This window comes from Pseudomonas sp. LG1E9 (assembly GCF_003290225.1).
In the GTDB taxonomy this organism is placed as follows: Bacteria; Pseudomonadota; Gammaproteobacteria; order Pseudomonadales; family Pseudomonadaceae; genus Aquipseudomonas; species Aquipseudomonas cyclaminis.
This window is the reverse complement of sequence record NZ_CP029983.1, coordinates 4,871,040-4,883,244: the sequence shown is the minus strand read 5'-3', so window position 1 is coordinate 4,883,244 and position 12,205 is coordinate 4,871,040. Positions and strand designations below refer to the sequence as shown.

Sequence of the window (12,205 nt, the reverse complement as noted above, 5' to 3'; positions counted from 1 at the left end):
TGCTCTTGGTGGAATTCCTGAAGAGCCTTAACGCTAGCGCGCAGTAGGGGATGAACAAGTATCACTTGTTGGCTGAATGTAACCTTGTGGTGAGCGGGCTTCTGTGGTGAGCGGGCTTGCCCCGCGCTGGGCTGCGAAGCAGCCCCAACACCAGGCGCTGCGGTTTTCCTGAAAAATCGCGGCGGCCTTCTGGGGGCCGCTTCGCTGCCCAGCGCGGGGCAAGCCCGCTCACCACAAAAAAACTGCTCACCAGAAAGAACCGGTTCACCAGAAAGAACCGGCTCACCAGAAAGAACCGGTTCACCAGAAAGAATCGGGTCATCACAAAGAACCGGTTCACCAGAAAGAACCGGGTCATCACAAAAAAACCGGTTCACCACAAAAAACGCTCACCACACAGAGCCTTCTCTTCAAAAAGCGGACGGGCTTTACGCGGCTCTTCTGTTTTGCCGATTCAGGAACCTTCAGGGCCCAGAGGGCTCACTTGTTAGGTCGCCCTGTTTCATCGCCGAAAGGAATCCGCATGCTTTCAGCCCCGCCCGCCATTCCCCAGTACGCCCCCGTCGAACGCGAACTCAGCCTGCGTGCCGTCATTACCGGTACGGTGCTTGGCATCTTGCTGACCCCTTCCAATGTGTACGCCGGCCTGAAGATCGGCTGGTCGTTCAATATGTCGATCATCGCGCTGCTGGTGGGATATGCGATCTGGCAAGGCCTGGCCAAACGTTCCACCGATCAGTTGCCCTGGACCCTGCATGAAAGCAATATCAACCAGACTGTCGCCTCGGCCGCCGCCTCGATTATCTCTGGCGGTCTGGTGGCGCCGATCCCGGCCTACACACTGCTGACCGGCAACCAACTGGATGCGCTGCCGATGATCGCCTGGGTGTTCTCGGTGAGTTTCCTGGGCATCTGGATTGCCTGGTACCTGCGGCCGTCATTGCTCAATGACAAGGCGCTGAAGTTCCCCGAAGGCATGGCCACCCTGGAAACCCTGCTGCACATCTACAACCATGGCCGCGAAGCCGCGACGCGTCTGAAGGTGTTGCTCAGCGCGGCGTTGCTGTCCGGGGTGGTGAAGTGGGTGGACACCTTCATGTGGGCCTTCCCGCGCTGGTCGCCGACGGCCCAGTTGGAGCGCCTGACCTTTACCGCCGACCCTTCGCTGTTGCTGCTGGGGTTTGGCGGCATCATCGGTATTCGCGTTGGCCTGACCTTGCTGCTCGGCGCCTTGCTCGCGTGGGGTGGCCTGGGCCCGTGGCTGTTGGCGCAGAACCTGGTGACGTTGCCGGCCGACAGCAGCGGCCCGCAATTTGCCGCGTTGGTGGAGTGGTTGCTGTGGCCGGGGGTGAGCCTGATGGTGTGTTCCACCTTGGCCTCTTTGGCGATTCGCTTGTGGGCATTACGCACCTCCACCAAGGCCGAAGGCGGCAAGATCTGGAACGTGCCCAAGCCCGGTCCGGCTGCGGGTTTTATCCTGTCGATAGGCTTGGTCGTCAGCCTGCAAGCGCTGTTGTTCGGCATCAACCTGTGGATGGCACTGCTGACCATTCCCTTGGCGATCTGCCTGGCCGCCGTCGCCGCCCGTGTGGTGGGCGCCACTGGCATTCCGCCGATTGGCGCCATCGGGCAATTGTCCCAACTGAGCTTCGGCATCGTCGCCCCCGGCCAGGTGCCGATCAACCTGATGAGCGCCAACACCGCTGGCGGCTCGGCCGGGCAATGCACGGACTTGATGAACGACTTCAAGGTGGGCAAAGCCATTGGCGCAACGCCGCATAAACAAGTGATCGCGCAGATCCTGGGGATTTTCATTGGCAGTATCGTGGGCGTGTTGGCGTACCTGGCGCTGATTCCGGATCCGCAGTCCATGCTGCTCACCGAAGAATGGCCGGCGCCCGCAGTGGCAACGTGGAAAGCCGTGGCGCAAACCCTGACCCATGGGCTGGAGTCCTTGTCGACGAGCATCCGCTGGGCGATTGCCATCGGCGGCGGGGTAGGTGTGTTGCTGGGCGTGCTCGACAGCCTGTTGCCGGCCCATCGCTCCCGTTACTTGCCGAGTGCCGCCGCGTTGGGGCTGGCCTTTGTCCTGCCGGCCTCGGTGTCGTTGATGATGGCGCTGGGCGCGGTGCTGACCTGGCTGGTGAGCTGCCGTTGGCCGAGTCTCACCGAGCGCTTCGCGATTACCGCCGCAGCGGGGTTGATCGCCGGAGAGAGCATCACCGGCGTCGGGGCGTCGTTATGGCAGATGGTGGGGTAGTCGCACACCCACCGTGCCCGCGTTCACTTATTTGGCAAATGCATACTCGCCACCCTGTTCCAGCGCCTGGCGATACGCCGGTCGCGCCTGGAAACGCTGCACCCACGCCGCCAGGTGCGGGTAGGCCTGCAACTTGCCCTGGGACTTGGCGATTTCACCGATAAAGCTCATCTGGATATCCGCACCGCTCAGCTCATCACCCAGCAGGTACGGCGTGTGTCCCAGCGCATCGTTCAGATAACCCAGGTAATTGGCCACTTCGGATTCGATACGCGGATGCAACGGCGCCCCGGCCTCACCCAGGCGACCCACATACAGATTGAGCATCAGCGGCAACATGGCCGAACCTTCGGCGAAGTGCAGCCATTGCACGTACTGGTCGTAGTCGGCGCTGGCAGGCTCGGGTTGCAGGCGCCCGTCGCCATGGCGGCGGATCAGGTAGTCGACGATGGCGCCGGACTCGATCACCACGTTGGCGCCGTCTTCAATCACCGGGGACTTGCCCAGGGCGTTGATCGCCTTGAGTTCAGGCGGCGCGAGGTTGGTCTTCGGGTCGCGCTGGTAGCGCTTGATCTCGTAAGGCAGGCCAAGTTCTTCCAGCAGCCACAGGATGCGCTGCGAGCGTGAGTTGTTGAGGTGGTGAACAATGATCATGGGAACTCCGCTGGGCAAGGGGTGTGTTAGGAGCAGACTGCTGTGCCGCCGTAGAGTGCCCTTAATCGGCGCTAAACGCCTCTTCGATGAAGGCCTCCAAGCCTTTCTCTTCCAGAATTTCCATAGAGAAATGCCCAAAGCGCTTGGGCAGCCAGATAATGCGCCCGCCGGACGGGCTTTGCAGGTTCTCCCGCGCTAACGGCTGGCCGTTTTCATCTTCGGGTTGTACGCCCGACGCGATCAGTTCGTCGTAGGCCAGCTCAATGTCGGGCGTCGAGTAGCAGTGGCGGTAAATCATGCCCTCGCCGTGGGCGTCCAACAGCGCCCGCAAATTGCCGGCAATCGGCTGTACCAGCATGAACCGCTCCTGGCCCATCAGCGCCACGGCGTAGCGCACATGCAGGCCGCCGCGGTCCCAGACGAAGGTCTTGGAGATACGCGCCTTGAGGATCTGCGCGTAGTAGGCGCAGGCCTCTTCAAGGTCGTTGACCAGCACATCGACGTGACTGAATTTCAGTTCCATGGCCTGCCTCCCAATAGCTCGATCAGCGCACGACTTCCAGCGCAGTGTATTGATTCACGTAGTGGAACTGGCTCGACGTCGACTCCAGCGTCAACGCCACTCCCAAATCCTCGATAAACGCACGCGAGGTCTTGTAGTCGCCCTGGTCGCACTCAAGCTTGATGGCGTCTCCGGTCAGCGAAGCAAACACCTCGCGCGCCGGGAAGCGTTCACCCACCTTGCACACCAATGAGGTGGCGGTAGGTGTGTCGGTGGGCTTGGCGGGCACGTTCAGCATCTGCATGTCTGCGCGCAAGGTTTGGCCAGGGGCCCAACTGCTCGGCGCGTTCAATTCGACGGCGAGGGTTTGCAGCACGCGCCCATCGCCGACGCCGTTCATTTTTGACTTCAACTGGATCAGGTCGGCCAGCATCAGGCGATCGACGTTGAAGGTGTCGCCGTAGACCTCGTTCTTCTTCAGCAGGCCGCCGTCGGCGGTGAAGGTGACCGAGGTCGGGCTGTCCTGGCTGCCGTCGCCTTTCTTGGACAGGTAGGTGTAGCTCAACCTCTTGAACTTCGGTTGCAACAGTGGCGCGGCAAGGCCTTGGAGCACACTGGCGGGTACCTCGACATCGTTGATGCTGGTTTCCACCACGGTGCGCGGGTAGTCGACCGGCGCGATGTCCGGCCGCAGCCACGCCAGCAGCGCCGCATCGACACCGCCCTGTACCGAGCAACTGACGCGTGTGTGCTCGCCATCCGGCTCAACGATCAGCACCCGCTCAACGTGGCGCGTGCCCGGCGCCTTGCCGGGTCGCGGCTTGATCGCCTGCCAGTGGTCGTCGACTTTGAGTTCGCTGCGAATATAGGCCCCGTCGATTTTTTGCAGCCGTGCAGGTTGGTCCAGCAGCGGGGCAAGGCGTTGGGCAACTTCGTCGACGCCGCCTTGCACAACGAAACCCCAGTAATAGTAGCGCCCCAACTGATCGAGGTCGGTGGCCTCATCGGCATACGACAACAGCTTCAGGCCCGCAATGGGCGGCGCGCTGACGGGCACTTGGTTGGCGTTGCGGTCGGCACGGTTTCTAACGGCGATCCAGGTGAAGTCCTTGTCCTGCTTGAGCGGCGCATAGGCCTGCCATGCGGCGTGGTGGGTGTTCAGGCGGCTGAAGAACGTTGCGTCGCAGCGGGTGAAGGCCTTGAGTGTGTCGGCGAGCGCGGCGTCGTCGGCGTGGGCGATGGCTGGCAGCAACAGGGCAGACGCGAGGAGCAGGGCGGACGCGGGCGACTTCATAAAACGGGATATCCGTATCGGGGCGGGAGGAGGGTATTATCCAGAGATTGCAGGGTGGCCACTAGCGTTGCAGGCGTACACGCCAATTGCTGCGGTGCGAGGCGCTGTCACGCGGTTGGAAGAAATCAAGGGCAAATAGCCAGTCATGGATAACAAAGCACAACTGATCAGACTTGCGGAACAGGCCTCAGACGATCTGTTCTGCTGGAGCCGTTTTGTCGCCCACACCGAGTTCCTGTGGCACGACACCACTCTGGTAACGGACGCTGCCGGGTGGCAGCGCCAGTGGTTTGAGCTGGAAATCGTCAACGGCTTGGCGTTATCGGCTTGGGAAGAGGACGGTCGGCCGCAGGATTGGTCGGCGCGCTGGCGGGAGGGCTATCAGCGAGAGGCGGTTGAGTTGGTGAATGAATTACTGGCGCTGGTGGGGGGCGCTGCTGATCAGATCCACTGATCATTTTCAGCTGTGCGTTCACCGCCTTCGTGACCGGTATTCAAGGTGCCGCGTGGTTCAATCATCATCAGCTTGGCTTCGCCTTCTGCGGCGGTGCGGTGTTCGACGCCACGCGGCACCACATACAGTTCGCCCGCCGCCACGTATACCGGGCCGTCCTGCAGGTCGATACGCAGCGTGCCTTCCAGCACCAGAAAGGCCTCATCGGTTTCCGGGTGCGTGTGCCAGATGAATTCACCCTCGATACGTACCACCTTGAACTGGTAGTCGTTCATTTCCGCGACCACTCTAGGGCTCCACTGCTGATCGATGAGCGAGGCTTTGTGGGTGAGATTTACCGGATGCTGAGTCATGGTGGATCCTTGGATGGGTGAGAAGCCCAAGGCTACCCAAGTAGCGAGTTGGCAGGCTTGTACGATCCTGCAAGCAGAGGCGTCTTGATTCAAGCTTGCCCGGTTCCCGTCGATAACCTTCAGGAACCCGCTAATCATGGACCGATTAAATGGCACTCTCCGTCAGCTCCGCCTATCTCCCCCCAGCCAGCACCAGCCTCGCACCGTCCGACCAAAAGCTGGTGCCCCAACCGCTGACGGATGTTGCCAAGGACGCCCTGGCAAACGCGGCGCCAGCCGCCATCTACCACCCCAGTGAAGACACCAGCACCACGGCAAAACCGTTGGAGGTCGTCGACACCTGGATAGGTCGCTCCGAATCGCCCGAGTACCCTCGATACGCCGAGCTCTTCAGGGCTGCGCACAGCACGCTTAAAGCCTCATTCCAGGCGTTCCAGGCAACGCTTTCTACCACCGCCCCCGACCTTGCCAGCAAGAAATATGGCTTCACGGTAGACGCTGACGGCAGTCTGAAAGTGCTTAATACCGCCGGCCAGCTCAACAGCTCCGACACCCACCGGCTCACGGATCTGCTCAACAAATCCCTGGGCCTCAAGACCGCCGCCGTCACGTACCGTGATGCCGCCATCGACATGACAGACGCCAGCTCGCCCTGGTCCGGCAGTGTCATGGGCTACTACAGCCTGACCCGGGAAAACTTCGCCACCTCCCTTGATCTGGCGCCGCTGTTCAAAGACAAGCACAGCATGGTACCGGCCGAGTTCAGGGACGCAGAGTTTGTGACCCAACTGGCCTACAAAGGCGAACGGGCGACTGAAGCGACGGAAGCGGCGATGTTGGCGCGGCGGGCAGCGCAGCGGTTCAGTACCCAGGCGTGACCCGCGCACGCAGGTTTTTTTAGTGAGCGGGGCAGCCCCAATGCCGGTCAGTTAAGAGATAAAAAGGCAAAAAGTAACCTGTGGCGAGGGAGCTTGCTCCCGTTGGACTGCGCAGCAGTCCCCTTCTTTGTGAACAAGGAGCGGGTGCGCTTCGCGGCCCAGCGCGAGCAAGCTACCTCGCCACAGGTACGGTGTTCGTCCTTTGAATCGTTAGGGAAAACTCAAGATGTGGAGCGTAATCGTTAACAGTTTGGCGGTTCTCAGCATGGCAATGTTCTGCGCCGGCTGTACTTCATATGCGTCCAAACCGCCCATCAACGAGCCTGTTGACGCCGCAAGCAATGAAAATGTCCCCAGCTTCACTTATGCAGTTGATGCGCCTTGGAAAGACAGCCGCTTCGGCAAGCGCGCCTACCAAGCGACACAAAAAATCATTCCACACGCCCAAGACATCAGTTCAACCCCAGCGGCTGCGAACTTCCCTGCACTGGCCATAAAAATCTCGGCGTTTTCCTCGGGCGGGGCGTGCGCGCAGGAATATCTCACGGGCTTGAGTCTTGGCTTGATTCCCAGCTGGTGTACCCGGCCGGAACTGTTCAAGTTTCAGTTCATACTCAACGGCAATCACGGCGTGTGCAGGCAGAAAACCTATTCAATAAGCGCCCAGACGTTTTCACATATCACCGTGATTCCATTTGCCATGCTCGATACCGAAGACCAACCCTTAACACTCTATTCGGCAGCGCTAAAAACGTTCCTTCAAGACGCGCCCTGTGCACCCTGACACACGCTTCAAATCGGCCTCTCCACCACTCGCGCATTCCACACAGACCGATAGCGCTCCCGCCAACCCGGACTGCCTTGATCCAGCCACACCAGCGTCGCCTCAATCGTATCCGCGCTGATGACGAAGTGATTGATGTGTTCCGCGATTCGCTCCTGGGACAAATGCAGCAAGTCCAGGTAGGCATTGAACGAGTCCGCTAATACCACGTACTCATCGCCTTGCTGGCGACGCCCGGTCCAGGCGGGTAAACCTGCGACCATTGCGCCCACGTCCTGGCGACCGTCGCGCAGGTCAAGCAGCAACACACTGGCGCCGCCATCGCGGCCGATCGGCAACAACCCCGTCGCGGGGAAACCCGATTGCTGGCGCAGTTGTTCCAGTTCAAAAGGGTTGGACTCGTAGGTTTCACTGGGGGCCAGGCCATACAGCAAGAAACTCAGCAACTCCTTGTCGCCATTGCTCATGGTCGCCAGCACGTCGTAGTCTACGGTGGCGCCGTTGCAGGTCTTGAGAAACTGCCGGTAATCATCCGGCAGGCGGGCGCCGAGCGTGGCTTCCAATTGCGCGAGGGCCTGGTCGGATGCGCCTTCTCGGGTGTCGTCGAAGATCAGTCCACGGTAGTCAGTCATTGAGGGCTCCCGGCGCCTTAGTAAAAATCATAATAGAGTGCCCATTCACCGGTTTGGTTGTGCTTCCAGAACATCAGGCTGCCACTGTGGACCACATTGAGGTTGATCTTCGCGTCTGATGAGAGCTGGAACACAAACTCGAAACCTTCGCCCGGATCAACGCCCGACTGGCAGAACGAGGGGTAACCGCCGATCTTGTGTTGGTAGGTATGGGTGATCAGGTCGTAATAGCTTTCTATCTTTCCCGCCCGCTCCAGCGTCAGGACGGCTTGCTCAAGGTCCGCCGGGACACCACCGCCATCCCACAATGGGTAGTCCTCGGGCACTGTTTCTGCTTTCAGTGGGAAGGGCTTCAGAAATGCCCCCGCCACCGGCAGTGCCTTGCGCACCAGCACGTCATCAGGCCCGTATTCGCGGATCACCCAGTTATTCCCCATCGGTTCCAAGCACTCTGGAAACGGGTTCGACATGAACACCGTCAGTACCCGAACCTCGGCCAACAACGGGCTGTTGAAGGGCAGGGCGGGCAGGTAAAACTGCGCGAAGGGGAGCAGCGGTTGCCCCGCATGATTGGTCGGTACGCCTTCGTCAGGCCGGAACAGGAAGACATTGCCCAGCCAGCTTTCCTCATCGGTACCGAGCGGGCGAAAGCCGCCGGCAGTGAACTTGACGGCAGGGCGGGCCAGGCGTTGCTTGATTTGTGGAATATCCATGACGATGCAAAGCTTCCTTTTGCTACAGGCTCAAGGGCCGCAGATTAGCAGTGTGCGGGTGCCATACCGTTAATGATTGGCCTTCATCCGCCCCAGAATCGCCGTACGCACACACCCCCAGGCGATCACGCCGATAATCAGCACCTCGACCACACCCACCAGTACATTGAATGAAAACACCCACGGCTGCTCGGCCCAGTAAAAGCTCGCCGAGCCTGAGCGAACACCGCTGACCCGCAGCCGCCCAGTGAACAGCGCGCGCACCAAGCCGACTACATGCGTCAGCTCCAGCACCGCGAAGAATGCACCCAGCAGTGAAAGCAGGGCACGTGCCGCAATGCCGAGCTTATCGGTGGACTCAGCCGCAGGCGTGGGCCCCCCGAGTTTGCGCCGCCTGGCGACCTTCGCCGGTGCTGGCGCAGGCCTATAGGGCGCCGGCGTTGCAGACCCCACGACCACCTCAGTGGGCACCGCCACGCCCAGGTAATCGGCCAGTTCACGCAGCCACACATCGGTGCGTTTGCTCCCCGGCACCACCGGCACGTTATCGGTGGTCAACCGTTGCTCGGTGCCGTCGCGCATCACCAGCCACAGCTGGGTGTAGGCGGGCTCGGCCTGCGGGCGGCGGCGAAGTTCGAGGTGGTGGGGTTTATCGATGCTGAAGACCGACTGCACACGCTCGCGGCCGCCGAAAAAGTTTCGGGTGCGGCGCTTGCCCTCACCGTTCACTCGCGACAACAGCAACGTCTCGCGGGTGCCGGTGTACACCATCAGCAGCAGGCCAAGGGCGGGAATAAGCAGCAGCAGGAGTACGATCAGCAGCGAACTCAGCGGATCCACCTCTGCCAACTGCGAGCCGCCGTCGGTGAACCAGAACAGCACGAAGGCCAAAGGCAGGATGAACGCCATTGCGCCGGTCAGCAGCACAAACACGCTTTGCACGCCGTTGCGCGAGTGGACGTGCAAGTCATCCTGGGCGGTGCGCTCGAAGCGATGGCCAATCAACATGCAACTCTCCTGATGCGCGTTTAAAGCAGGCCGGGGGCGGGTTTGACGCTGGGCAGAATACCTGATGCCTGTAGGTTTTGATCTGCTGGCTTGTAGCTTCTTTCTGAAAGTGAGTTTTTGCCCCGTTGATTTCTGCCCACGTAGAAAAATCCGATTTTATATTTTGAACGCTGTCTTCGTTGAGGTCGGAGTTCGGACACGACAGCGGCGTATATCAATCAAAAAATCGTTGACTACTGAATCGTGTGCGAACGGGGGCGAGGTGGCGTGTCGTGAGGCGCAGCCTGTGAGAGGGGGTAAGTTGGTGGGTGTACCCAGGAACCTATTCGGTGGTCATGGCGCACAGCTGGGCGAAGAACTTTATATGGCAGATAACCTATGGATATAGCTGGCTACAAGGTCATCACATTTCTGTTGGGTGTGGAGGTCGTTATTGCCGTCGCGTTACTGCTGTATTCGTACTACTTCAAGCTTGAAAAGCTGGAGCAGTATTTTGCGGGCAATAAGATTGTTCAACACAATAAGCGGCTTTGGCCCGGTAATCGACCGAGGGATAAAGCCATGCGCATGGGGCAGATCGGTTTGTTTTTTATGTTCCCCAAGAGTTACACCCGGCTGGGTGATGTGAGTGAAGAAGAGCTTGTTTCCGTTCCGATTTCCCTCAAGCGTTGGGCGCTGTGGCCGGACTACTTGATTGTGCAGATAGTTTTGTTGTCGGTGGGGCGTTATGTTTTGTAGGTGATGTGGTTTCTATGAAAATAAATTAAAGCTGGCCGAGTTTCTGTAGCTGTCAGAAACTGCCCGCCTGCACACATTCGCGTTTTGAAATGGAAGTCATCTCATGTTCGAGCGTAATAAACTGGTTCCGGAGTTAATGGTCAACAACCTGGAAAGCAGCTTGGCTTTTTGGGTTTCTTGCCTGGGGTTCAACGTAGCGTATCAACGCCCGGAAGATGGATTTGCCTACCTTGATTTGAACGGAGCGCAAGTAATGCTTGAGCAAATTGATTCGGACGCGGGTCAATGGCTGACGGCGCCGTTGACCAGGCCGTTTGGAAGAGGCATGAACCTACAGATTGATGTTGAGGCTGTCGCCCCCGTCATCCAAAGACTTGAGCAGGCTGGATTTACGCTCTACCGAGAATGCAAAGACACCTGGTATCGGGCTGAAAACGTAGAAGTCGGTCAGCGAGAATTTATCGTCCAGGATACCGACGGTTATCTCGTAAGGTTGGTAGAGCGGCTGGGCGAGCGACCGGCCCGCTCAATCTGAATCTGAGCCAAGACGATCGTCAACTTCGGGTTGTGGCGCATGAGTCTTGGCCGAACACCGCCCCTCACGACGGCAGAGTGTCCGGCGGCTGCCAGCGCGTCGCTATCGGCTCCCACGAATTTATCACCTGTTATGCAATGCGCCTCCTTTCTCGTGGTCTCTACCCTGACTCCGCAAAAGGACAGGCTTCATGTCGATACGCATTGCGCTCTGCCTGCTGGCCCTGCCGTTGTTCGCAGGCTGCCAGTATTTCCCCCACACCGATTACTTCACGGCCCCTGCAAACGAGCCCAACCCCGCCTGGATACGCATCGTCAACTTCACGCAGCATGCCGACCTGTACCAATACGAAAACGGTAAACGTTCGGGTGGCGTGATTCGCAGCGGGCTGCTTCCGTTCATCCATACCCAGGATCAGGGGATGCCGAAAGCGGGGCAAAACCTCACGTCGGACTATTACGAAACGCAAATTCGGCCCGGCATCGAAACGCACGTGGGCATGTCCTGGGAGGGCGCACGTACGCGATCCTGCTTCGTCACGGCGAAGTTCACGCCCCAGGCTGGGCGCTTTTACCAGTTCAGGCTGACATCAGGTTCCTCAGGCACTTGCACGTTGTACCCGTCGCTGATCGAGCGCGACAAAGACGGAGAGGGGTGGCATCTCACGCCAAACTCGCAGGTGACGTACAAGGGCGAAGGGCCGACAGCCAAAACCCATTACAACAATAGCCGCTTCGAGGATCCCGATTACCATCCGCCTGCGGACCTCTATCCAGGCGTTGACGTTTTATAAATAGGCTAACCACGGGATTAATATGGGCTATCACGTCAGCCACAGATACGGTGCCATGAACGCTGATCCTGGCATACACACATTCCCTGAGCTTCTCGCCGAACTGCAAACGCGCGGGCAAGATGATGAGCATGGGCAGGTGTCGGTGACCAACGATGCAGAGTGGTGCATCGCTGTAAACCTGTCGGGCACCGTCATTTTTGAAAATCTGGAGACCGGTGATCCTCGCCACATGAGGCAAGTACCGGGAGGCAAGATTCTGGAATTGTGGGGGTTATTGGCGGAGGGGGATGTTGCGACTATTGAGCAGGAGCCGTGGGTGGCTGGTTATGGGTGAGTTTATGTGTTCGGTGGGCGCTGTGAGTTGAGGTCTTTGGGTTGGCAGGCAGTAGGGACGCGATTCTGCCTTCTCTTGGGCTTTGGTGGCTGGCAGTTATCGGCCAAAGGCGGGCATCGAGCATTGATCTGTATAGCCAATGGTTCATCTCCATCAAATTTTCCTCATTCATGATCTCAAAATGCCGCAGGCGCCAGCGAACTCCGCCGACTATGCGGACAATAACGAGACGTTGACTATGTGGTGGCAGTATGATATCAAAACGCCTGA

The 12,205-nt window shown here is 59.2% G+C and carries 16 protein-coding genes; 8 read left to right on the top strand and 8 right to left on the bottom strand.

Features of this window, described 5'->3' with window-relative positions; all coding sequences use genetic code 11:
- Nucleotides 1–61 precede the first annotated feature (61 nt).
- Nucleotides 62–358: a hypothetical protein gene (locus tag DNK50_RS22340; protein WP_112196288.1), complete on the bottom strand. Its 297-nt coding sequence runs from the start codon at nt 356–358 to the stop codon at nt 62–64.
- A 165-nt stretch (nt 359–523) separates the two neighbouring features.
- On the opposite strand from DNK50_RS22340, the gene DNK50_RS22335 reads away from it, so the two are divergent.
- Entirely contained in the window at nt 524–2,260 is a 1,737-nt protein-coding gene (locus tag DNK50_RS22335; RefSeq protein WP_112196287.1) for an OPT family oligopeptide transporter, read from the top strand.
- Nucleotides 2,261–2,287: 27 nt separating this feature from the next.
- Here the strand turns inward: DNK50_RS22335 and DNK50_RS22330 are convergent, their stop codons facing one another.
- From DNK50_RS22330 to DNK50_RS22320, 3 genes are all read right to left on the bottom strand, one after another.
- Nucleotides 2,288–2,914 (bottom strand): glutathione S-transferase family protein, encoded by a 627-nt coding sequence (locus tag DNK50_RS22330; RefSeq protein ID WP_112196286.1) that lies wholly within the window; start codon nt 2,912–2,914, stop codon nt 2,288–2,290.
- Between the two features lie 61 nt (nt 2,915–2,975).
- A complete protein-coding gene (locus tag DNK50_RS22325; protein ID WP_112196285.1) occupies nt 2,976–3,437 on the bottom strand; it encodes a VOC family protein in 462 nt (153 codons plus the stop codon).
- 22 nt (nt 3,438–3,459) lie between these two features.
- Nucleotides 3,460–4,710 carry a hypothetical protein gene (locus DNK50_RS22320; protein WP_112196284.1) on the bottom strand — a complete coding sequence of 417 codons (1,251 nt, stop codon included), beginning with the start codon at nt 4,708–4,710 and terminating at the stop codon, nt 3,460–3,462.
- Nucleotides 4,711–4,855: 145 nt separating this feature from the next.
- On the opposite strand from DNK50_RS22320, the gene DNK50_RS22315 reads away from it, so the two are divergent.
- Nucleotides 4,856–5,164: a hypothetical protein gene (locus tag DNK50_RS22315; protein ID WP_099586392.1), complete on the top strand. Its 309-nt coding sequence runs from the start codon at nt 4,856–4,858 to the stop codon at nt 5,162–5,164.
- Here the strand turns inward: DNK50_RS22315 and DNK50_RS22310 are convergent.
- Entirely contained in the window at nt 5,152–5,517 is a 366-nt protein-coding gene (locus tag DNK50_RS22310) for a cupin domain-containing protein (protein WP_112196283.1), read from the bottom strand. The genes DNK50_RS22315 and DNK50_RS22310 overlap by 13 nt on opposite strands.
- Nucleotides 5,518–5,666: 149 nt before the next feature.
- Between DNK50_RS22310 and DNK50_RS22305 the strand changes: the two genes are divergently transcribed.
- Both DNK50_RS22305 and DNK50_RS22300 read left to right on the top strand, forming a co-directional pair.
- Nucleotides 5,667–6,395 (top strand): hypothetical protein, encoded by a 729-nt coding sequence (locus DNK50_RS22305; RefSeq protein ID WP_112196282.1) that lies wholly within the window; start codon nt 5,667–5,669, stop codon nt 6,393–6,395.
- A 226-nt stretch (nt 6,396–6,621) separates the two neighbouring features.
- Nucleotides 6,622–7,179 carry a hypothetical protein gene (locus tag DNK50_RS22300; RefSeq protein WP_112196281.1) on the top strand — a complete coding sequence of 186 codons (558 nt, stop codon included), beginning with the start codon at nt 6,622–6,624 and terminating at the stop codon, nt 7,177–7,179.
- Between the two features lie 8 nt (nt 7,180–7,187).
- On the opposite strand, the gene DNK50_RS22295 is transcribed toward DNK50_RS22300, so the two are convergent.
- The 3 genes from DNK50_RS22295 to DNK50_RS22285 form a co-directional block, all read right to left on the bottom strand.
- Nucleotides 7,188–7,811 carry an SMI1/KNR4 family protein gene (locus DNK50_RS22295; protein WP_112196280.1) on the bottom strand — a complete coding sequence of 208 codons (624 nt, stop codon included), beginning with the start codon at nt 7,809–7,811 and terminating at the stop codon, nt 7,188–7,190.
- A 17-nt stretch (nt 7,812–7,828) separates the two neighbouring features.
- Nucleotides 7,829–8,524, bottom strand: coding sequence for a DUF1963 domain-containing protein (locus DNK50_RS22290; RefSeq protein ID WP_112196279.1), 696 nt, complete (start codon nt 8,522–8,524; stop codon nt 7,829–7,831).
- 69 nt (nt 8,525–8,593) lie between these two features.
- Nucleotides 8,594–9,532: a hypothetical protein gene (locus DNK50_RS22285; protein ID WP_112196278.1), complete on the bottom strand. Its 939-nt coding sequence runs from the start codon at nt 9,530–9,532 to the stop codon at nt 8,594–8,596.
- Nucleotides 9,533–9,910: 378 nt separating this feature from the next.
- On the opposite strand from DNK50_RS22285, the gene DNK50_RS22280 reads away from it, so the two are divergent.
- The 4 genes from DNK50_RS22280 to DNK50_RS22265 all read left to right on the top strand — a co-directional run bounded on the left by DNK50_RS22280 (nt 9,911) and on the right by DNK50_RS22265 (nt 11,935).
- Nucleotides 9,911–10,270, top strand: a complete 360-nt coding sequence (locus DNK50_RS22280) for a hypothetical protein (RefSeq protein WP_112196277.1) — start codon at nt 9,911–9,913, stop codon at nt 10,268–10,270.
- Nucleotides 10,271–10,373: 103 nt separating this feature from the next.
- The gene (locus DNK50_RS22275) at nt 10,374–10,805 is read left to right on the top strand and encodes a VOC family protein (RefSeq protein ID WP_112196276.1); all 432 of its coding nucleotides are present in this window, start codon (nt 10,374–10,376) and stop codon (nt 10,803–10,805) included.
- 190 nt (nt 10,806–10,995) lie between these two features.
- Nucleotides 10,996–11,598 carry a hypothetical protein gene (locus tag DNK50_RS22270; RefSeq protein ID WP_112196275.1) on the top strand — a complete coding sequence of 201 codons (603 nt, stop codon included), beginning with the start codon at nt 10,996–10,998 and terminating at the stop codon, nt 11,596–11,598.
- Nucleotides 11,599–11,653: 55 nt separating this feature from the next.
- Nucleotides 11,654–11,935 (top strand): hypothetical protein, encoded by a 282-nt coding sequence (locus DNK50_RS22265; protein WP_162633396.1) that lies wholly within the window; start codon nt 11,654–11,656, stop codon nt 11,933–11,935.
- The last annotated feature ends 270 nt before the right edge of the window (nt 11,936–12,205 follow it).